Source organism: Paenibacillus sp. S25 (assembly GCF_019454085.1).
GTDB classification, from domain to species: Bacteria; Bacillota; Bacilli; order Paenibacillales; family Paenibacillaceae; genus Paenibacillus; species Paenibacillus polymyxa_B.
Map to the genome: position 1 here is coordinate 5,735,499 of NZ_CP073683.1, position 20,327 is coordinate 5,755,825.

General features: G+C 46.5%; 20 protein-coding genes. 5 read left to right on the top strand and 15 right to left on the bottom strand.

The window, feature by feature from the left end; translation table 11 throughout:
- Window positions 1-269: 269 nt before the first annotated feature.
- Window positions 270-983, top strand: a complete 714-nt coding sequence (locus KAI37_RS25160) for an SAM-dependent methyltransferase (protein WP_220030453.1) — start codon at window positions 270-272, stop codon at window positions 981-983.
- Window positions 984-1,177: 194 nt separating this feature from the next.
- Window positions 1,178-2,287, top strand: a complete 1,110-nt coding sequence (locus KAI37_RS25165) for a WG repeat-containing protein (RefSeq protein WP_220030454.1) — start codon at window positions 1,178-1,180, stop codon at window positions 2,285-2,287.
- Window positions 2,288-2,366: 79 nt separating this feature from the next.
- Here the strand turns inward: KAI37_RS25165 and KAI37_RS25170 are convergent, their stop codons facing one another.
- The 4 genes from KAI37_RS25170 to KAI37_RS25185 form a co-directional block, all read right to left on the bottom strand.
- The gene (locus tag KAI37_RS25170; RefSeq protein ID WP_025718346.1) at window positions 2,367-2,804 is read right to left on the bottom strand and encodes a hypothetical protein; all 438 of its coding nucleotides are present in this window, start codon (window positions 2,802-2,804) and stop codon (window positions 2,367-2,369) included.
- Between the two features lie 162 nt (window positions 2,805-2,966).
- Window positions 2,967-3,116, bottom strand: a complete 150-nt coding sequence (locus KAI37_RS25175) for a hypothetical protein (RefSeq protein WP_220031536.1) — start codon at window positions 3,114-3,116, stop codon at window positions 2,967-2,969.
- A gap of 9 nt (window positions 3,117-3,125) precedes the next feature.
- On the bottom strand, window positions 3,126-3,692 hold the full coding sequence (locus KAI37_RS25180; protein ID WP_220030455.1) for a hypothetical protein: 567 nt from the start codon (window positions 3,690-3,692) through the stop codon (window positions 3,126-3,128).
- A 13-nt stretch (window positions 3,693-3,705) separates the two neighbouring features.
- On the bottom strand, window positions 3,706-5,292 hold the full coding sequence (locus tag KAI37_RS25185) for a DUF4153 domain-containing protein (protein ID WP_220030456.1): 1,587 nt from the start codon (window positions 5,290-5,292) through the stop codon (window positions 3,706-3,708).
- A 148-nt stretch (window positions 5,293-5,440) separates the two neighbouring features.
- Between KAI37_RS25185 and KAI37_RS25190 the strand changes: the two genes are divergently transcribed.
- Window positions 5,441-7,177: an ABC transporter substrate-binding protein gene (locus KAI37_RS25190; RefSeq protein ID WP_220030457.1), complete on the top strand. Its 1,737-nt coding sequence runs from the start codon at window positions 5,441-5,443 to the stop codon at window positions 7,175-7,177.
- A gap of 210 nt (window positions 7,178-7,387) precedes the next feature.
- Here the strand turns inward: KAI37_RS25190 and KAI37_RS25195 are convergent, their stop codons facing one another.
- On the bottom strand, window positions 7,388-8,788 hold the full coding sequence (locus KAI37_RS25195) for a helix-turn-helix domain-containing protein (RefSeq protein ID WP_025721983.1): 1,401 nt from the start codon (window positions 8,786-8,788) through the stop codon (window positions 7,388-7,390).
- A gap of 213 nt (window positions 8,789-9,001) precedes the next feature.
- Here KAI37_RS25195 and KAI37_RS25200 point away from each other — a divergent pair, with 213 nt between their 5' ends.
- Window positions 9,002-9,247, top strand: coding sequence for a DUF6953 family protein (locus KAI37_RS25200; protein ID WP_013312611.1), 246 nt, complete (start codon window positions 9,002-9,004; stop codon window positions 9,245-9,247).
- A gap of 42 nt (window positions 9,248-9,289) precedes the next feature.
- On the opposite strand, the gene KAI37_RS25205 is transcribed toward KAI37_RS25200, so the two are convergent.
- Entirely contained in the window at window positions 9,290-10,249 is a 960-nt protein-coding gene (locus tag KAI37_RS25205) for a helix-turn-helix transcriptional regulator (protein ID WP_220030458.1), read from the bottom strand.
- Window positions 10,250-10,361: 112 nt separating this feature from the next.
- Between KAI37_RS25205 and KAI37_RS25210 the strand changes: the two genes are divergently transcribed.
- Complete coding sequence (locus KAI37_RS25210) at window positions 10,362-11,309, top strand: Gfo/Idh/MocA family protein (RefSeq protein ID WP_220030459.1); 948 nt, start codon at window positions 10,362-10,364, stop codon at window positions 11,307-11,309.
- Window positions 11,310-11,334: 25 nt separating this feature from the next.
- On the opposite strand, the gene KAI37_RS25215 is transcribed toward KAI37_RS25210, so the two are convergent.
- The 9 genes from KAI37_RS25215 to nikA form a co-directional block, all read right to left on the bottom strand.
- The gene (locus KAI37_RS25215) at window positions 11,335-12,351 is read right to left on the bottom strand and encodes an asparaginase (protein WP_220030460.1); all 1,017 of its coding nucleotides are present in this window, start codon (window positions 12,349-12,351) and stop codon (window positions 11,335-11,337) included.
- Between the two features lie 231 nt (window positions 12,352-12,582).
- A complete protein-coding gene (locus KAI37_RS25220; RefSeq protein WP_071643916.1) occupies window positions 12,583-13,350 on the bottom strand; it encodes an amino acid ABC transporter ATP-binding protein in 768 nt (255 codons plus the stop codon).
- A gap of 4 nt (window positions 13,351-13,354) precedes the next feature.
- A complete protein-coding gene (locus KAI37_RS25225) occupies window positions 13,355-14,071 on the bottom strand; it encodes an amino acid ABC transporter permease (protein ID WP_023990975.1) in 717 nt (238 codons plus the stop codon).
- A gap of 30 nt (window positions 14,072-14,101) precedes the next feature.
- On the bottom strand, window positions 14,102-14,911 hold the full coding sequence (locus tag KAI37_RS25230; RefSeq protein WP_076292814.1) for a transporter substrate-binding domain-containing protein: 810 nt from the start codon (window positions 14,909-14,911) through the stop codon (window positions 14,102-14,104).
- A gap of 142 nt (window positions 14,912-15,053) precedes the next feature.
- Window positions 15,054-15,863, bottom strand: coding sequence for a nickel import ATP-binding protein NikE (gene nikE / locus KAI37_RS25235; protein ID WP_076292815.1), 810 nt, complete (start codon window positions 15,861-15,863; stop codon window positions 15,054-15,056).
- Window positions 15,864-15,901: 38 nt separating this feature from the next.
- Window positions 15,902-16,726, bottom strand: coding sequence for an ABC transporter ATP-binding protein (locus KAI37_RS25240; protein ID WP_220030461.1), 825 nt, complete (start codon window positions 16,724-16,726; stop codon window positions 15,902-15,904).
- A gap of 20 nt (window positions 16,727-16,746) precedes the next feature.
- The gene (nikC, locus tag KAI37_RS25245; protein ID WP_081366874.1) at window positions 16,747-17,577 is read right to left on the bottom strand and encodes a nickel ABC transporter permease subunit NikC; all 831 of its coding nucleotides are present in this window, start codon (window positions 17,575-17,577) and stop codon (window positions 16,747-16,749) included.
- Window positions 17,577-18,521, bottom strand: coding sequence for a nickel ABC transporter permease subunit NikB (gene nikB / locus KAI37_RS25250; RefSeq protein ID WP_220030462.1), 945 nt, complete (start codon window positions 18,519-18,521; stop codon window positions 17,577-17,579). The genes nikC and nikB overlap by 1 nt, the downstream gene beginning before the upstream one ends.
- Window positions 18,522-18,567: 46 nt before the next feature.
- A complete protein-coding gene (gene nikA, locus KAI37_RS25255; RefSeq protein ID WP_071643922.1) occupies window positions 18,568-20,193 on the bottom strand; it encodes a nickel ABC transporter substrate-binding protein in 1,626 nt (541 codons plus the stop codon).
- Window positions 20,194-20,327 lie beyond the last annotated feature (134 nt).

Sequence of the window (20,327 nt, forward strand, 5' to 3'; positions counted from 1 at the left end):
TTTACAGCGTAATTATAAATCCAGTCTTTTGATTTGTCTATACATTTAATTTATATGTATAGACTTTTTTTAAAATGACACTACTTCTTCACTTTTTTTCTTGAAAATGAACATGATCTCTTAACTTTAATCTCTCAATAATAATCGATTTTCACTATAAGAGATCCTGCCTAATGATATGTTATTCGATTCTATAAAATGTTAACATGGGCTTACGGAGTAAACTTGATAGCCCCTCCGTAGCCAAAGAATAGCTGAGGTGAGAAGAGATGAGTAGAGATGAGAAGAGTCAAAGTAAAAGCAAGCAAGAGTTAGACCGGGTCGTGTTCATCGGCCGCACGTTTGAGGAGTACGTACAAATGTTCAATTTGCACATTCCTGAACTTGTAGGCAAAAAGATTTTGGACTGTCCTGCGGGAGCATGTTCATTCACCGCTCTGGGCACCAAAGCCTCGCTGGATATCACCGCAAGTGATATCGCCTACGATCACAAGATTGATGATCTGAAACGCAAAGGCCTATTGGATATTGAGCATGCAATGGAAACGCTAGAGCGTGCTAAAGATAATTATGCTTGGAGCTGTTATGGAGATGTGCAAGGGCTTAGCGAGCAGCGCCATCAAGCACTCCAGGATTGCACGCAGGATATGAGGAAGCACCCGGAACGCTACGTTGCTGCGGTACTGCCGGAGCTTCCCTTTGAAGATGAACAGTTTAATATCGTGCTGTCTGCCCATTTTCTGTTTATGTATAGTGATCGACTCGACTATGAGTTTCATAAGAATACCGTACACGAACTGCTGCGAGTGGCTTCAGAGGAAGTCCGCATTTTTCCTCTGACCGATTTAACGGGAACTCGTTACGACCTGCTAGATCGTTTGATTCTTGAGCTGGAGGCAGAAGGCTTACGGGTGACAGAGACCAAGGTTCCGTATGAGTTTATGCGTAACGGTAACTCTCTGTTGAGCATCCGAAAGATATAGGGCAATTTTAGGTGTAGAGGGAGCAAGCGATTAGCTTGCTCCCTTTCTGGTTATTGAGATGATAATTAGAAAATTTTAGAATATCAAGAAACATTCCTACATTTTTATCGTCTATATTATGGAAGACCTTACGTATGAGGGTAAGGCTTTTCGAAGCCCAAAGTTAAAAAATCAACTCACAAAGGAGCTTATGCATGTTAAAAAAGTTAGGATTAGCTGCATTGATTCTGGTTACTAGCCTCTCCGTTATTGGAACAGGCTGGGCCGCATCCAGTACAACAACCATTGAAGTTTCTAAAACTGCTCTGGATTACAACGTTGCTCGCCCGCTGAGCGATGGTGCTTTTCATGATGGCTTATTAGCCGCTGAAACATCCGCTGGAAACCTCGTGTATTACAATTCCAAAGGAGAGAAAGCTTTCTCACTTCCCGCCGAGCTTAAACCCATTGGTGATTTTCATGAGCAGCGAGCCGTCGTGAAAAATACAAAAACCAATCTCTATGGATACATTAACACCAAAGGGGCACTGATCATCCCTTGCCAATATACCGAAGCCAATTTCTTTTCTGAAGGAAAAGCCAAGGTAACCATAGCAGACACCAAAGAAAATGCAATTATAGATCGAACGGGAAAAATCCTTTCTCATTTTAAAGAAAATGTGGAGTCAGAATATGTATTTACAGACGGTCTGGCCCTCGCCTATGCCCCCAACACTGGCAAGATCGGTTTTGTGAATGCCTCTGGTCAACTAGCAATTCCTTATAAATATAAATACAGTCGTGGTTTCTCGGATGGCTTAGCTATTGTTCAGAATAGCAAAGGGCTATACGGGTATATCAATACAGCAGGGAAAGAAGTCATTCCTCCTCAATATAAATCCGGTGGAGACTTCTCGGAAGGATTGGCGCCGGTGCAAAATACCAAGGGGAAATGGGGATTCATCAATAAGCAGGGAAAAGTCGCGATTCCCTTTAAATTTACGGATGCCCAAGATTTTAGTGAAGGCCTGGCGAGTGTGAAAAATGCAAAAAACGAAGTCGGATTTATTGATAAAAACGGAACGCTGGTCATTAAATATCAACAAAAATATGATGTTACCTCTCCGTTCAAAGAAGGCCTTGCTTTAGTCGGTAAACAAACACAATCATTCGTCTCAGACGGCAAATTCGGTTACATCAATCGTCAGGGGCAACTGCTGACTAAACTTGAGTACAGAGCGGAATCCTCCTCCTTCTCCAATGGCTATGCTGTTGCTTTTATCAAGCCAGGCAAAGCGTTCATTGTATCTAAACGTCCGCTTTGAAAATAAAAAAGACGACCCCGGAGACAGATCGAGTGAATCTGCTTCCGGGGTCATTAAATTTCCAATATATTGAATATAATTAGTCGTGTGTGTAGAATTTCACTCCAGGCAGATCTGCTGCCACCCACGAATAATTAATGGTATTACTGTTATAATTTTTGGTTCCCGCCTGAGCGACCTGTACCTCTTTCAAAATCGTAATCGATGAACCCTTCGGTCTGACAACGACTACATGACCATGACCATCCGCTTTTTTGATTCCGATGGTAGGATACCCTAGATTTGCTCTTTTTTGAGCATCCTGAAAGGTTACAGAGTCCCAGCCCGGCGCCTTTTTATTCAGTAAAGCATCAGCCATTTGATTGGCTAAACCACTTGGCAAGGGTGCCGACATCGCAGACATCACATCTTGCGCGAAAATATTACATTTCGTTCCACCTACTGGTGAATACTTTTTGTTCGTTTCTACCTTAAAACCGTCAATTACAGATGCGTAAGTACTTGCACTTCTAGCCATTGAAATTCCCCCTGAATATAAGTTGTAGAGGAAATGACGGAGTCGCTTGAACATCTGAATGGCTCCACATTCAATTGATGTTGGCCTCAATTCCCTCTCAACTATTAGGGTGAATTCCGGCTTACTTTAACAACGTAATACCATAAAAAATTACCTTCATTCTCATAACTGAAGGCTTTCTTCACTGATTACGGTGGGAACGATAAGCTCAGGAGGAGTCGTAGGCTTAACTTGTGTTAAATAGTCTGCTGCCCCCACCATCATAGCGATGCCGATAAATAGCACGATCCAATTACGATTCTTTTTCATCATCTGTACCTCTCATTCTTCACTCCGCCCGTTCAGCCACTTGAACCAATGGAGCAGATGACTGAATCGGTATTCATGCTGCAAAGCATACGTCCATACTTCTGGCTCTTCACCGGGCTCCTTCCAGACGAGCATGGAAAAGTGACCCTCTTCCTCGCTCGCAACCGACAGCAGCGAAAGACGATCATCCCCGAATCGGTATGGAGCCGATTCCACCCAGTAATTTCGCATATCGCTGATCCAGCTGCGGAACTGCTCTGTACCTGCGATCCGCAGCACTTCATCTGGCAGGAGCAGATGCTCATCGATGTCCTTCCAATCCCCCGCATATCGGTATCGTGCTGCCAACATTGGACTGAGTGGTCGGGTTTTACCGGGGGCCAACGTAGGCATACAGGCGACGGGAACGACCGGACCAATACTCTGGATAGCATAAGACTGACATTCCTCCTCACTCATTCCGTAGGACATAGCCTCCGCGAGAAAATGGTTTCGTCTTACCCCAAACTGATGCTGATACTGTGACATCTCATCCTGTAGCTCCAATACCATACCCTGTAATGCATCTGTTCCGATCATTCCCAAACACCTCTCATTCCAAAATATAGTCGTGCAATTCCCGTTGCGCTCGATACTTTGCCCAATTGAATTCAGGCCAAGCCGATTCTTCTCTCGTCATGCTCGTCAAACGGGCTTGTAAAAACTCATCCAGCGCTCCATGTTCCTTACGGCTAAAGTCAATCAGCAGCGGAATCGCGTCTGCCGATAGCTCACTCAAATATTCCTTATCTATCACCGATGTCGTACGATACCGTTCGAGATTATTTTCAGCAATCCGTATATCAATGCCCACATAGTTCACGACGACATAGGCAACCAGAGCGAGTATAATATAATATTTCGCCAACGGCAGTTGACGGAAATGAATGCGTACTGCTGCAATAAGCAGTAGCAAGCCCAGAAAAATCATAAACGCGTGTACCAAATAGCGGGTGTACGTATAGCCGTATGCTTCTTCGTACATAACCAGCCGGGTATATCCCGAGTACAGCATCACACCCGAACAACCCACGAGTATGTACAGCAGGCCGCTGTTCATTTTTTGCACTATACCTGAGCCAAATTCAGTCCACTTCAATACACTGATCATCAGCACAAAGTTGATACCTGTTACCATAACCAGCTCCCCGAATCCTCTTCTCGCATATTCAGCATACGAGGTTCCTTCGGGCAGAGCACCTTCCCATGCACCAAACAGATATCCGAACTGCAACACAACGAATACAACATACACCAAATTCATGACAATCAGCACCGTAGCGGTGATTACAGGATCAAACTTGATCGCAATCGGCTCGTGGTAAGGCACCGTTGGTCGGTCAATCATCACTGAAGAGTGACCATCATGCTCGGTGGTTTGGCCATTCGTGCGCTCATCTAACCCGTTCCTTAATTGGGTCTCTCTCTGCGTATTACGCGGAGCAGGCTGTACAAATCCCCACAAGTAGCAGAAGAAACAGAAGGTAAAAAAGCAGGTCCAGATCAGTCGCAGCATGCCACTCCCAAAGGACAGTGTGCCGATCCAATCGGGTATGCCAGACAACAGCTTTTCGAACATCCCATCTGCCGAAGCCAGCAAAGATATGATGATGAACAGTAGCGGCAAGGCAATAAGCAAACCGATTATCACTTTGCCCAATACACGCTTACGCTCATCCTTCACATTCCGAAGGGCTACTGTCTTGACCATCCGAAAGGGGGTCACGATATGACGAAAGTTTTGATAAAACCAATGGCTTAACGCCTGAACAATAATACCGGGTTCCGACCAGCCATGCCTTTTCTCCCCAAACAGCAGCACCATGTGTACGCTAATCAGAGCAGGTATCGCCAGCGCATTTAACACATATAGGACCGGATTATTGAACAGCGCATATGTCAATGCCAGCATGAAAATGATCACAAACAGCAAACGCCCTATCCATGATCTGGGCTGGAAACGATCTCGATTAAAGGCATACATATAGGCGTAAAACACAATAACAAAAATTGGCATAGACACGCCCAGCCCATGTCCGTAAAACAGATATTGATGAACCAGCGCCAACACAATTGCGCCAGCAAAGGCGGACAGAAACGACGGTTTCGGCAAAGACGTTCCATTCATCTTGTCATGCATGGTAAATACCTCCACAAATATGCTTTATAACCCTTATTGTAGATGATAAAATAAGAAGATAAAGAGAAATTAATTCAAACAAAATTTCCTATTTTATAAAAGCGGCTACGCCTTTTAATCAAATATAGGGGAAACGGAGCAACCTTGAATGAAACTCCATGCCCAATTTTTACGGCTTCACTCACACGCAGCTGACGACAAGGACGAAAACCATACCATAGAGACGACGCTGGATGAGCTGGCGGCTATTTTTGACTGTACTCACCGTAATGCCTTGATGATCATTCAGAAAATGGAGCAGCATGACTGGATACAATGGACTCCCCGCCGAGGCAGAGGTCGCCGCTCCAGTCTGCGCTTCCTTATTCAGCCGGAAGACATTGCCGTTCAATCCATGATGCAAGCCATAGACCGCCATGATATCAAACGCGCGCTGGATGAGATCCGAGTCCATTCACGCTCCTCCACCATGCAGGAGCATTTGCAAGGCTGGCTGCTGAATTATTTTGGGCATCACGCGGAGGTGCGAAGTGATCAGCAGCAGATCGACACGCTGCGTCTGCCTATTCGCCAGCAGCTCTATACGCTGGACCCGTTGTACTTGAACTGGCTGGCCGAGTCCTTCGTATCCAGCCACGTCTTTGATGGCCTGGCCCGCCGGGCGAACGAAAGCGGCGAGATTTTGCCGGGATTGGCGCACGCTTGGGAGGTGGACGCCACTCGTACACAGTGGACCTTTTTCCTGCGTAAAGAAGTGCTATTTCATAACGGAAAAATACTGACCGCGGAAGATGTGGTCTATACCTTTGAGCGACTGAGTCGGGCGCCGGGAAGGAGACTTTACCATTTTATCGTCCGGCAAATTCAGCACGTCCAGGCGTTAAGCCCGACGATGGTACGCTTCGTACTAAAGGAGCCGAACGAGCTATTTCTATCCTTCCTGTGTACCAGCCGGGCTGCGATTGTGCCGCGTGAGCTCAATCAGGTGGGTGAAGCCGCCTTTGGCATCCGCCCTATCGGTACAGGAGCATTCAAGGTCACGGAAATGAACGAAAGCCTGTGTACACTGGAGGCTTTCGCACCTTATTTTCAAGGCCGAGCTCATCTGGACCGAGTGGAAATTGTCCAACTCCCGTGGGCGACTAAGCTAGAATCATCGGATACGGAAGACACCGCTTCTTCTTTTCACATTATCCATAATCCCGTATCGGCGGGAGATACGGATACCGCATGGAGCCAGATTCACTCGGCGGCTTCGGTACGCAAATTTATCACATGTAATACACACAAGGATGGACCGTTGCGCAACCCAGAAATACGTGCCCGCATTGTAGCATGTCTGGACCATCGCTCCCTTCCTCCAGCAGTGGATTCATCTAACGATTCTTATGAACCACTGGCGGCGCTGCAAATTGCTACCATTCCCGAGTATAAAGCGGACGCAGACCGGGTTGCGGCTCAGCTCGAATCCTGTGGGTATACCTGTAACATCGTGGCCGCATCTATGAATGAATTCAAAAGCTCATCTATCCGTATGGAGTCAGACTTAATCATCTTTTCTCTCTTTCGTGACCGTGATGAGCAATTACGCCTGTTTGACTTGTATCTCAATGTATCCGGGCATGTGGAGCCTCATAGCCGTGTGGATATCGAAAGACTGCTGCGTGAAATTGCACGGGAGGCCGATCATACTGTTAGGGCGCAGCAATTTGAACGTATCGAAACTCGGCTCATGGATGAGCACCAGCTGCATATTTTATATGAAAAGCCTGTTCAGACGGCCTATCTCCCTTCTGTGCGTGGCGTATCTTTTAACAGTCAGGGCTGGGTAGATCTGCGTCATGTCTGGTTTCCGCCTGCTCAACTTCCAACTCCCCACTCTTGACGGCAAAAGTGCTCCTTCAAATGCACTTCACATCAAAAAAAGGTATCCTCTTCTTCAGAAGAGGATACCTTTTGGAGTGCCGTTATCTAGAACCTCTAAGCCGATGGTTCAGGAGTTGAAAGTGCCCAGCCACCTACCCCATGACTGTGAACATCACTCGGATCTTCTACAGGGGGAGCAATAGGTGAAGAAGTCAGGATGATAAAAACGTTAAATACCAGCAGAGAAAAAACGAGCTTTTTTATCATGGAAGTATTCTACCTCTCCAAGTAGATTTTTATATTCTGCTTTGTCCTCAGAAGAGGCAGTATGCCGATATTTTTCGAATAATCCTACACATTTAATCGTTACAGGATTACCGTTCAGCACGACGGAATAGGAAAGGCTCTCAAGCAAGAATTTCATACCTTTGGTATAACGATGTTTGTTGAGATCATAACAAGCCATCTCTGCCAAAAATCGTGCATAGAGATCTGCTGACATTTGCTCCGTATAGGTGCCTACCTTGACATGCTGATCTGCAAATGCCGCAATTTGTTTTTCAAAACGTTGCAGTACATGATCCACATTAAAATCATAACGATTGGCTGCCACCATAATTTTGAGCAAACCTACCAGAATTTCGCCTTCGTTTCTTTCCAAATAGTCCACGTACTGTGGAATCACATCCAGACTGCCGGACATCAGCTGATATAGATATCCGTTGGCCTCAGCCCAGTTACTGCACTGATCCTTCAAACGACGCGCTTCTTCTGTATCCTCCTGTACCCAGCTCAAATCAGAATACAAGGATACATATTCCAGTGCTTTTTGGTAATCCCCGCGCTCATCACACACCCCGGCACGCAGCACGTAAGAGTATACAATATACATAAACAAGGGACCTTTGGGTTCCTTGCCACGCTCGGATTTTCTCGTATTTCCGTATTTTTGTTCATATTGTACCTTGGCCCTGTGACCCATTTTTTCAGCTAACCACTCTACTTTATCCCAACGTCGCAAGGAAGCATAGGTATTCGCCAGGTCTTTTAAGGCATCCAGCTGATCTGCTTCACCCAATCGTTCCACAAAGCTTTCAAAGTGTGTGGCTGCCCATAAATTTTCGTCCTGGTCATCGCCAACGGCAATCGTAAATAAACGGTATTGGCAGAGCGCCAGACGCTCTGAATGTTGGTACTTCTCACTTTCCGAAACATTTTTATAAATAATTGCCGCAGCCTCGAACTTGCCTTCACTGAATAATTCTTCTGCTGTCTCAAACAAAGCTGGGGCGTATATGAGATAGTCCATCATAAACTCCACGACTTGCTTAATACAATCCAGTTTGTTCAGCTCTGCACAGCGATGCAAAAAGGGACGAACCCGTCGCCAATTCGGTGCCGTATTCCGTATAAATTCATCAATGTATAACTCATAGAGGCTTCCTTCTTCAAGCCCCATGCCTGCAGCAATCCGATCCAACAGCAACATCGCAATCGGACGATTACCGTTAATAATGGCACTGATCGTTCCTGCATTAATACCTGTGTTCTCCCCAAACTTACTAATCGTAATTCCTTCTCGTCTGATGTACTGCTCCAGCTCTGCGCGAATTGTGGTTGTTTCCTTCAAATCAGGCACCCCCAGGGATTACTTGCATGATTACAATACAAAAAAAGAAAATTCCCGTGAATATTCCCTTAATTATACAAAAGAAAGTCCGCTTAGCCAACCGCTCAAGTAAATTTATATCAAAAAATTCAATAATTCTCCGAATTGCCGTATACTACGGGGAGGTGAGCCGAATAGCTACACCCAATCGGTACGCAGGAAAGGATACGACAAATGGACAACACCCCTACAACAGAACAAGAAATTGCACAATGGATGGTCGCGCAGATCCGTGAAGTGGGCACCCTGAAACAAGAAGATGCAATTGCATATGTACGCTCTGAGTATGGAGAGCAGTATGTGTTTATAAGCGAGCATGGTCATGTATCTCTGGAAAAAGAAATCAAAAAAGCATTCCGCAAGCTTCATGGTGGTAGAATTGCCTGGGATCGTGACGGATTTCTCTGGGCCTGGACTTAACAAGCAAAAGCATCTGCCCTAGGCAGGTGTTTTTTTAATAATTTATCCATATATCCTCTGGAGTCGGTTAATTTCTTCCTTCACAAACTGTCGGAGTGCTACAGGCTCCACAACTTCAACCCTACCGATCCAATCCATAGCATCGCGACAGGCCGCTTCATAACTATACATGTTGACCGTTAGAATGAAATGACTGCCTTCCTGTACAGACTGGATGATTTCCATTCTTTTCGCTATAATTCCCGCTTGCTTCTTATTCGTTCGGATCAGAACGGGATAGTATTCTTTCTCTGTACAAAGCTGCTTAAACGTGGTTTCTTGCCTCATCCAATGATGTTCCAGCGAAAAATCCACCGGAACCTCAAAGACTTCCGCAGACGGCTGAACCTCCTTGATTCGCTCACACTTAAAGGTCCGAATCTCCTGCCCAACTTCACAGAAGGCAATGAGATACCAATCTCCTTTTTTCACCACAAGTCCGTAGGGATGCACATGACGGGAAGAACAGATTCCATCAGCTTTCTCATATTGAATGGTTATTTTATGGGACCCCCACACCGCAGTTCTTACGGATTCAAGACAAGGAATTGCTATACGTTCCGTCCACCACGGCGTATCATCAAAATAAAACCGCGCTTTGGCTTTCTTAATATCGGACTGATACGGGTCTGGCATCGTCTGTTCCAGTTTGAGCAGAGCATTCTTTAACTTCAAACCCGATTCGGTGGGTCCGCCTGTATAAATGCCCATCCCTGTTAAATACAACTGAATGACATCCCCGCCATTCAACTGTTTCAGGTTCGCCGTATAACCCTCCATTAAATAAATTCCGCCCTTCGGGCCGGATGCGGTAACAATCGGAACGCCGGCTTCAGCCAGGAGGTCGATATCCCTGTAAATGGAGCGTACAGAGGTTTCCAGTGCCAACGCCAATTCCTTGGCCTTCATTCTCCCTCTAGATTCGATACATAATAAAATCGCGATTAAACGATGCAGTCTCACAATCATACCTCCACAATAGATGGTTAACCCGAATTGAAAAGATGATGCAAAGATTGTTGACACCCTGTTGGCAGTAATAGGTGTGTATCATAGAAGTAAAGGGGTGTAATGGATGATGAATATTGGAATATTGGGGACGGGATTCGGCGCGTATCATGCCTCACTGTTAAACAACCATCCCAAGGTAAACAGAATCATGGTATTTGGAAGGAACGAAACCAAGCTGCAAAAGCTTAAAGAGGAGCTAAACGTAGAAGTCACACAAAATATAGAGGATATTCTGCTGGATCCAGACGTGGATATCGTCGATCTATGCCTGCCCTCCCACCTGCATAGGTCATATGCTGTGGATGCGCTGAAGCACGGTAAGCATGTATTTTGTGAAACACCTGTTTGCTTTAGTCTCGAAGACGCTCTTCTTATGCAACAAGCTGCGGAGCAATATGGCAAAAAGATTCTGGTCAACCAGTTCATTAAGTTTGATCCCGCCTATACCTATCTGTATGAGGCATACCGCCAACAGAAATACGGGAAGCTCATCTCCTTATCTTTGAAAAGAGAAACGCCTCCTCTGTGGGGGGATCTTGGACTAAGCTCCATCCCTACTCAGTTCATGATTCATGAACTGGATTTATTGACCTGGCTATTAGGCCCCTGTGATCCATGTACAGTCTGGGGTACAGAAGTTACCCATCCTGAACAAGCACAGGTTCGAGCTTACTTTCAGCATCGGGATACATTCACAGAAGTCATCGCCTCATCCCACATGCCGGGAAGCTACCCCTTCACAGTGGCCTATGAAGCCTATTTCGAAAAGGCCAAGCTAGTATTTCATGAAAGCGACGAAAACGATCTTATACCTACCGCATTATATGAGTATACCGCATCAGGACAGCAAAAAATCAACCTCGAATCTGCCAATCCATACGAAAAAAGTTTGGATCATGCACTTGAATGTTTTGGTGGACATTCGGAAAGTCTGATTCCACTGGAATCGGCTGTACAAGCGCTGAAAGTGGCTATTGAGATTAAAAGCAGACTGGGGCAAGCCCAGCGTTAACCCGGTATCTACGGAAATCAGCTTCCTATAAGGAAGCTGTATCCGCAGGCAGGGAAACTTCGTCCGCGTAGTTCGTTGCCATAATCTTGGCTACCCCGGCCGGATCGGTCGTCTGCCCCAACGCCCACATCATTTTCGTCACCAGCGCTTCCGTTGTCATGTCATACCCCGGAATAACACCCTTCTCCAGTACCTTTTGCCCCACTTCGTAAATCGTTAAATCCCCGCCCTCATAAGGACATTGAGTAGTCACGACAATACTCATACCGTCCTTCATCAGTTCCTCGATTTTACTGATCAGACTTCTTTCTTTAAAAGGGACGCCGCCCATACCAAAACCCTCAATGACGATACCTTTATAGCCCAAGCCCTGAATGGCATCGAAAATCGCCGGGTTCGTACCCGGAATCAGCCTGAGCAGAAATACTTCGGAAGCATACCCGTCGTTATATGGATGACGAACGGTACTGCGATTTGCAAATACGCCCTCCGTATAGACCACCTTACCGTTCTCCACAAGGCCGATGTACGGATAGTTAATACTCTCAAAGGCGTTATAGCTGCGTGTTCTGATTTTCGAGCTGCGGCTACCATTGATAATTTTGCCGTTAAACACGACAAAAACCCCGGCCACCTCGCCACATGCGGTCAGGAATGAGTCGATTACATTTTTTTTGGAATCGCTGTGCTCCGCCAAAATGGAAACTTGTGAACCTGTCACAACGACGGGTTTGTCTACGGTTCCCAGCATGAAACTCAAAGCTGAAGCCGTATAAGCCATCGTATCCGTACCGTGTGCAATGACAATACCGTCGTACTGATCGAGCGAACGATGTACCATCCCGGCGATGGAAGCCCAATCCTCTGGTTGTGTATTTGTGCTATCAATGCTCATCAGATTATGGGCATCAATCTCGCAAATCTCCTTCAGTTCCGGAATTTCCGCCAAAATATTTTCAGCCGATTGGGTCGGTGTCAGGCCGTTTTCCTGATAGGAGGAAGAAATGGTCCCTCCGGTATTAATGAACAAAACCTTTTTCATATGCCAAGTTCCTTCCCGATTACATCTTCACTGTATTGTTCTTAGAATTTATCATGAATAAGTGTGATAAGCTACTTTGCAATGGAAAAGAATTTGGGATAAGAGGGGCCAAAAAAGCACGACAAACAAGCGCGGGCTTTCCTTCCTCCTGCGACTTGTCTAACGTGCTTTTTACTATAGGTGCAATAAGTCTACAGCGTTGTACATACCTATAACCCATCCACGTACTTTTTATGGGGATACAGGCTGATCCTGCGGCGCTCTCTGTACCAACGCTTTGCCCAGAAACTGCCGTGTCCGTTCTTCCTTCGGATTGGTGAAAAACTGCTCCACGGGTCCCTGCTCCACGATCACACCATGCTCCATCAGCACAACCCGATCCGCTACATCTCTCGCAAAACCAAGCTCATGCGTGACAATAATCATCGTATTTCCTTCACTCGCCACCTTTTGGATCACGGACAGCACTTCATCCACCAGTTCAGGATCAAGTGAGGATGTCGGTTCATCGAACAACAACACCTGCGGATTTAGTGCCAAAGCACGAGCAATCGCAACTCGCTGCTGCTGTCCACCCGAAAGCTGGGCAGGATAATAGGTCATACGATCCTTTAACCCGACCTTCTCCAAAATGCCTTCACTGATCTCCCTCGCCTGCTTACGATCCAGCTTTTTCACACTGGTCAGACCAATCATCACATTATGGAGTGCATTCAAATTTTTAAACAACTGATATTGCTGAAATACCATTGCCGTTGCCATCCGTAGTCCGAGAATGTCCTTTTTTCCCGCCTTGGCGGCATCGACCTTTACACCGTTAATTTCAATGACTCCGCTGTTTGGCTGTTCCAAAAAATTAATGCTGCGCAGCAGCGTGGACTTCCCCGATCCGCTTGGGCCCAGGATGACTACAACTTCTCCCTTGCCTACCGTCAGATCTATGCCCTTCAACACATGATGCTGCCCAAAATGCTTATGAATTTGATGAAGTTGAATCATACCCTTACTCACTTCTTTCGTAAATTCGAATACGCTTCTCCAGCACGACAAGCCCGCGCTCAATAATAATGCACACCAACCAGTAAATCAGAGACACCGCAACATATACCTCAAAAAAAGCCAACGCCCGCGCGCCCATAATTTTAGCCTGTCCCATCATATCGACGACACCGATCATAAAAATAAAAGACGTATCCTTCACCGTACTGATCAGCGTGTTTCCCAAATTGGGCAAAGCCACCGTCAACGCCTGTGGTAGCACAATTTTGAGCATAATCTGTGTTTGACTCATCCCGATGGAATTGGCAGCCTCAAATTGTCCCCGGTCGACTGAATGAATCGCCGCCCGGAACGTCTCCGACAGATACCCCCCGAGATTTAGTGAAAATGACAACAATGCGAAAACCTCGGGTGGAATCACGTAGATATTTAATTGCTGTAAGAAACCGTATTCGCTCTGAAAATAATATAAAAACTTGGGTATTCCATAATATACGAGAAACAGCTGCACAATGAGCGGCGTTCCCCGGATGTAGGAGACATACAGCGTAGACAGTTGCGCCAAGACAGGCACCTTGTATATCCGTATTAACGCCGTTGCCAACCCGATAATCGTACCCAGCAGCATGGACAAAAAAGCAATCCATAGCGTAACGGGTAGATACTCAACGATCCGAGGAAGGCTTTTCAGCATATAATCAAGGTCAAACAGCTTTTCCATAGGAACCTCACTTTACCCTTTACATTGTTATTATTGCGGGATATATTCTCCGCCTGTCCATTGTTCAGACAATTTTTTCAGTGTTCCGTCCGTTTTCAACTCTTTAATAATCGGGTCGATTTTAGCTTTCAGCTCTTCGCCCTGCTTATCCTTTTTGAACACCAGATTGATATCATCCGTTTGCACAGGATTACCTATCGCTTCGACCTGCAAACCTTCCTTCTTGATCGTAGCAGCCGTCATGACTGGATCATTCACATAAGCGTCCACCCGGCCATTTTGCACGTCTTGAAGGTTATCGGACGAAGTGCCTGTATCATTGTATTTCAAAATAATTTTATTCCCATTCTTCGCATTATATTGTTCCAGCAATTGTGTGTAGGAATCGCCTACTGATGCGGCTACCTTCTTGCCTTCCAAATCCTTGAGAGAGTGTATATCCGTTCTGCCTTTTTTCACAACAATGACGGATTGTGCTTGAAAGTAGGATTCATCCGAGAACAAATATTTTTGCTCGCGCTCAGGATTTTTGGCGATTTCATCTGCTACGACCTGAATCTTGTTCGATTCCAGCGCCATGAAAATTCCGTCCCAGCCAGAAGGTACAAACTCAAACTTGTAGCCGTCCAGCTTCTTGTCGATCTCTTTGACTACTTCCACATCGTATCCGGTCAGCTCGTTTTTTTCATTCGTAAAAGCAAACGGCGGGTAGTCATTTTGTGTGCCGACATAGATTACCTTATCCCCCGATGCCGCATCCTTCGAAGAACATCCACTCAAGGCACCCGTTAATAACACAAGAGACAGGCCAATCGCTGCTACCAAAGCAGATTTCTTCATATATGACATCCCCTTTTTAATATCCAAGTAATTTACTATGATTTTATATTATAACGGGTTATTCAAATAATACAACAAGTAAATTTCATTTCGATTATTTATCCATATGTTGCACAAAAAAAGGACCCTTGCGGGTCCACTCTTATCCATGAAGCGGAAAACGCTCTGCTGGATGTTCCGGCAAAATGGACGATATCAACCGTCGTACAGCCGGATGAGCAGATTCAAAAATCTGATCCTTCTCATCACAGCGCTCAATCAATCTCCCTTGCTCCATCACAGCAATGCCATCACAGACGGCATATGCCGCCCGAATATCATGCGTGATGAACAGATATGACAATCCAAACGAAGATTTCAGTTCTCCCAGCAGGGATAAAATGTGCATCTGGTGAACCATATCGAGGCTGCTGACGGACTCATCCAGCACGATCAGCTTTGGTTTAAGCGCAATCGCTCGTGCAATATTGATCCGCTGCAATTGTCCGCCGCTGAATTGATGCGGATATTTAATCCGATCCTCTGGCTTGAGGCCGACCCGTTCCAGCAGGCTTTCGACCGTTCTTTTTTGTTCCTGCGCCGATAACCGTTCGTAATTGTCCAATGGCTCCCCAATAATCTGCCCGGCGGTCATTCGGGGATTTACAGCAGAGTAGCAGTCCTGAAATACGACCTGCATATCCCGTCGCAGTCCCCTGCGGACTTGGGGGCTCGCATTATAAATGTCCTGTCCCTGGAACAGCACCTGGCCCTCCTGTGGCTTTTCCAGCCCCAGAATAACCTTGCCCAGCGTGCTTTTACCGGCTCCGCTGGTACCAAGTAAGCCTAGGCAAAACCCACTTTCTATAGTAAGCGAAACGTTAGCCAACACAGGAGGACGTGGTTCAGAGCGGTCCAGCCATTTGCGCCTTCCATAGCTATGAGTTACTTTCTTCACTTGTAGCATGCGCATTCGCTCCCCTTTTGAAAGTGTAACCGTCGAACAGGCGACTAACCACCTACCTGATTTATGCCCTGAATGGACAACTTGGGTCTGACATGCAGCAGCATTTTCGTATATTCATCCTGCGGGTGATCGAACAACTGATGGACCTCAGCCTGCTCAACAATACGGCCCTGCTGCATGACAGCCACTTCATCTGCCAATTGGGAAATGACGCCCAGATCATGCGAAATCAGCAAAATGGACGTATCGTATTCCGTACGCAAGCGATCCAGCTCTCTCAGCACCTGTAGCTGATTGACCACATCGAGCGCCGTCGTTGGTTCATCCGCAATAACCACTGCTGGCCGCAGGCACATGGAAATGGCGATCATGACCCGTTGCAGCATCCCGCCGCTCAACTGAAACGAATAACGCTTCATCAGCTTGGCTGGATCGGGCAGATTCATATTTTCCAGAGCCGTTATGGCAAGTTCATGGGCCTGTCGTTTGGTTAATCCGGTGTGCGTGCGGACCGTTTCCATAAACTGAGCTCCGATCGTATACACTGGCGTAAAGGCGCTCATCGGATTTTGCATAATAAACGCGATTTCCTTGCCTCGAATTCGCCGCATCTCCTCGGCCGCCATTCCGTTCAGCTCACGCCCATTCAGACGGACACTACCTTCCACGTCCATCGTCTGGCGATCCAGCAGTTGGAGCAACGCTTTACAAGTCACTGTTTTACCGCTTCCACTCTCGCCGACAAGGCCCAGTACCTGTCCCTTTTTCAGCTCAAAATGAGTTGGCTCCAGCAGAGATACCGCCCCGGCATCGGTTTTGAGCTTCACCTGTAAGCCGCTGACCTCCAGCACCTTCGCCCTGTCGTCCATCGTTGTAACTCACTCCCGTTTTACTGACGTTTGGCAATTCCGTATCGGTCGGACAGCGCCTCCCCCAATATATTGAAGGCCATCACCACCACCAGAATCATAACCCCCGGATATATCATTAATTCCGGATGACTGCGGATGTATCCCGTTCCTTCATGAATCATGGCTCCCCATTCGGGGGTCGGCGGCTGAATGCCCAGACCAAGGAACGACAACGCGGAAATATCCATGATCGCCCAGCCCATTTCCAGCGTACCAATGACCACAATCGGCCGCAGCACATTCGGAATAATATGCCGCCGGATAATGGAACCTGAGGAGGACCCGCTAATCCTTGCAGCAGCTATAAAATTCCGTTCTTTCAGACTGACGACCATATTGCGGCACATTCTGGCATAATACACCCACTGCACCATCATCAAGGCAAGCAGTACCTGCATGAGGCCCGGCCCAAAAATACCGACAATGCCCAGCACAAGCACCAAATTCGGAAACGCCATAATACCTTCGCAAAACCGCATCAGCACACTATCGACCCAGCCGCCCACATAACCTGCTAGCGACCCGATCACAACGCCGATGCTAAGCGAGGACAGGAAAATTAATGTCGCAAAGCCAAGCGAAATCCTCGCTCCATACAGCAACCGGGATAAATTGCACCGACCCAAATGATCGGTTCCCAGCCAGTATTCTTTCGAAGGTCCTTCTAGCTTGTGCAGTAAATTGACTTTAACCGGATCATGGGGAGCCAGCCAAGGAGCTAGCGCCATAATGATAAAAAGAGCAGCCAGTACGACAGAGCAGACCACGATTACCTTTTGACCTTTGAACATTGTACGCAACCTTATCATCACTGCTCTGCTCGTCCCTTCGATGAAATTCGGGGGTCCATATACAAATGCACCAGATCAACGAGCAAATTGCATACGATGAACAGGCATGCCGCCAAAAACACATAGCATTGTATGACGGGAATATCCCGGTTAAAAATCGCTTCCACAAAATAACGGCCAAACCCGGGCCATGAAAACACTTGCTCCACAATAATTGTTCCGGTCAGAAGCTTGCCCAGATTCATACCCATACTTGTAATCAGTGGAGCGATGGCAATTTTCAGTACATGCTTGAGCATGATCACCCGCTCACGAATTCCTCTAGTTCTGGCATACTGCACATACGTTTCCTGAAGCTGCTCCAACACACTGGAACGCAGCAGGCGCGTATATAAAGCAATCAGAACCAGCGACAGGGTGAACGTGGGCAACACCAGATGCTGCCACGTTCCTCGCCCCTCTACAGGGAGCCAATCCAATCGGACAGAGAAAAAGAAGATTAACAAATATCCCAGCCAGAACTGGGGTATAGACGCGCCAAAATATGAAATTCCCCGACTAAGCATGTCGATCCAGCCATTTTTACGCATTGCCGCCAGCACGCCCAGCGGAATACTCACCACAATAGATAGCACCATACTGCTCACAGCCAATTCAAAAGTGGCGGGCAGCCGAACCTTAACCTCATCCCACACTGGCTTGTTGGTCAGATACGAAGTACCAAAGTCCAATTGACTGATTCTTTGAAGTGTATGCATATACTGCGTCAGCAAAGGCTGATCCAGCCCGAACTCATGTCTTTTCTGCTCCAGAATCTCTGGAGTAGGATAAATATGAGCAGCCGTCAAATAGGCCTCAGCCGGATCAACTGGTGAAATATGAATGAGTGCAAAGGTAACGAGAGTGGCAAAGAGAACAATAGGAATGACCGCTACCATTCGCTTCCCGATATAGCTGATCATAAGTTGTCCTCCTATCCTGTAAACTACCGTTACCTATCGGCTTCAGCTATTTTCCGATTTCAATTCCCTCGAACGGATTTTCATCCCGATTAGCCGGGAATACAAAGTTTGTAATCTTTTTCTGGTACACTGCCGTTTTCTTAATATACGAAATAGGCACAATGGCAGATTGCTCCTGAAGCGTCTTCAGAATCGAAGCATACAGCTCTTGACGCTTGGTTTCATCTGTCGATGAGAGCGCTTCGTGTACTTGCTGATCCAGATCTTTCTTCATCGGAAGGGCACTCAGCACCTCGGAAATTCCGAAGCTCTTTTTGGCAATGACATTAATAAAGGAGTGCGGATCATAAGGCGCACCATAGTTGTACCAGAAGTACAGATCAAACTGGTTGGATCTAAGGCGCTTAATTTGAACCGTCAGCTCCAGTCCGGTCAGGTTCACTTTGACACCCAGTTCTCCCCATTCGGCCTGAATGGTTTCAGCCATCGCCTTTTGGATCGGATCAGTCTTATCAAAAATCAGCTCAAAATCCAGCTGTTGTCCGTCTTTTTCCCGTACTGTACCGCCTGCGGGCAGCTTCCAGCCAGCCTCATCCAGCAACGCTTTGGATTTTTCCACATCATAGCCAACAGGCTGTAAGTTTACATTCGTATACGGATAGTTTTTAGATAAAACCGTATCCGCTTTTTCCTCCAGCCCCGAGGTCACACCTTCCACCATTGCCTGCTTGTTAAAGCCATGCTGGAGTGCCAGACGTACCCGAAGGTCTGCCAGCTTGGGATTGGATGAGTTGAGTAACAGGCTTCTTGTACCGACAGGCTCGGACAGCGTGGTAACATACTGATTCGTGTCGCGAAGCTGTTTGAAAGCATCCAGACTAATGACACCCTCTCCATAAATCAGATCCAGGTCGCCTTTTTCAAAGGCCATTACACGGGTTTCGCCATCGGGAATGATTTTTACCGTAATTTTATCCACCTTCGGTGCAGTACCCCAATAGTTCGGATTACGCTTAAAGGTTGCATATTCATCTTGCTTGTATTCATCCAGCATCCAAGGTCCTGTACCTACAGGTTTCTTGATTCCTTTGGACGTATCTCCATCATCCGGGAACCCAGCTTCACCCAGAAAACGGAACGGGCGAACGACAGACAAATCCTGAAGCACTGGGTAGTATGGCTCTTTGAGCGTCATTCGGAAGGTGCTGTCATCTACAGCTTCAGTTTTGTCGAGAACGCCTACTATACCAAGCCAGCTGTGCGTTTTCTCATTTTTCATAATAGCGTCAAAGTTCTTTTTGACAATGGCCGCATTAAATAGCGTTCCATCCGAAAATTTCACACCTTTGCGTAGCTTAAACGTATATATTTTGCCGTCCTTGGATATAGTCCAGGATTCAGCCAAAGCAGGCTCCAGCTTACCTCCTTGCTTGTAGCTGACTAACGGCTCATAAATCATAGATTGTGCAAAAAGTTGGGAAGGATTGTATACGTGAGGATTCATCGTACCAATGTCACGCGGCCACGATAGTGTGATAGACTTTTCATTGGCAACTCCGTCAGTTGAGGTGGATGCAGGCGTGTTCTCCTGCTTCGCACAACCCAAAACAACGGATAATAAGAGGAGCGCCACCAACATAAGGGTGGCAGTCTTGCGGTGTCGAACGGACATCAATGTATTTCCCCTTTTCTATATATGTGATAATGATTATCATAATCATATTTAGAATAGGTACCACGTTCTATTTTGTCAACAACATTCGACAAACAATCCTCATATTTATTTTAAATTTGTGGAATATTAAA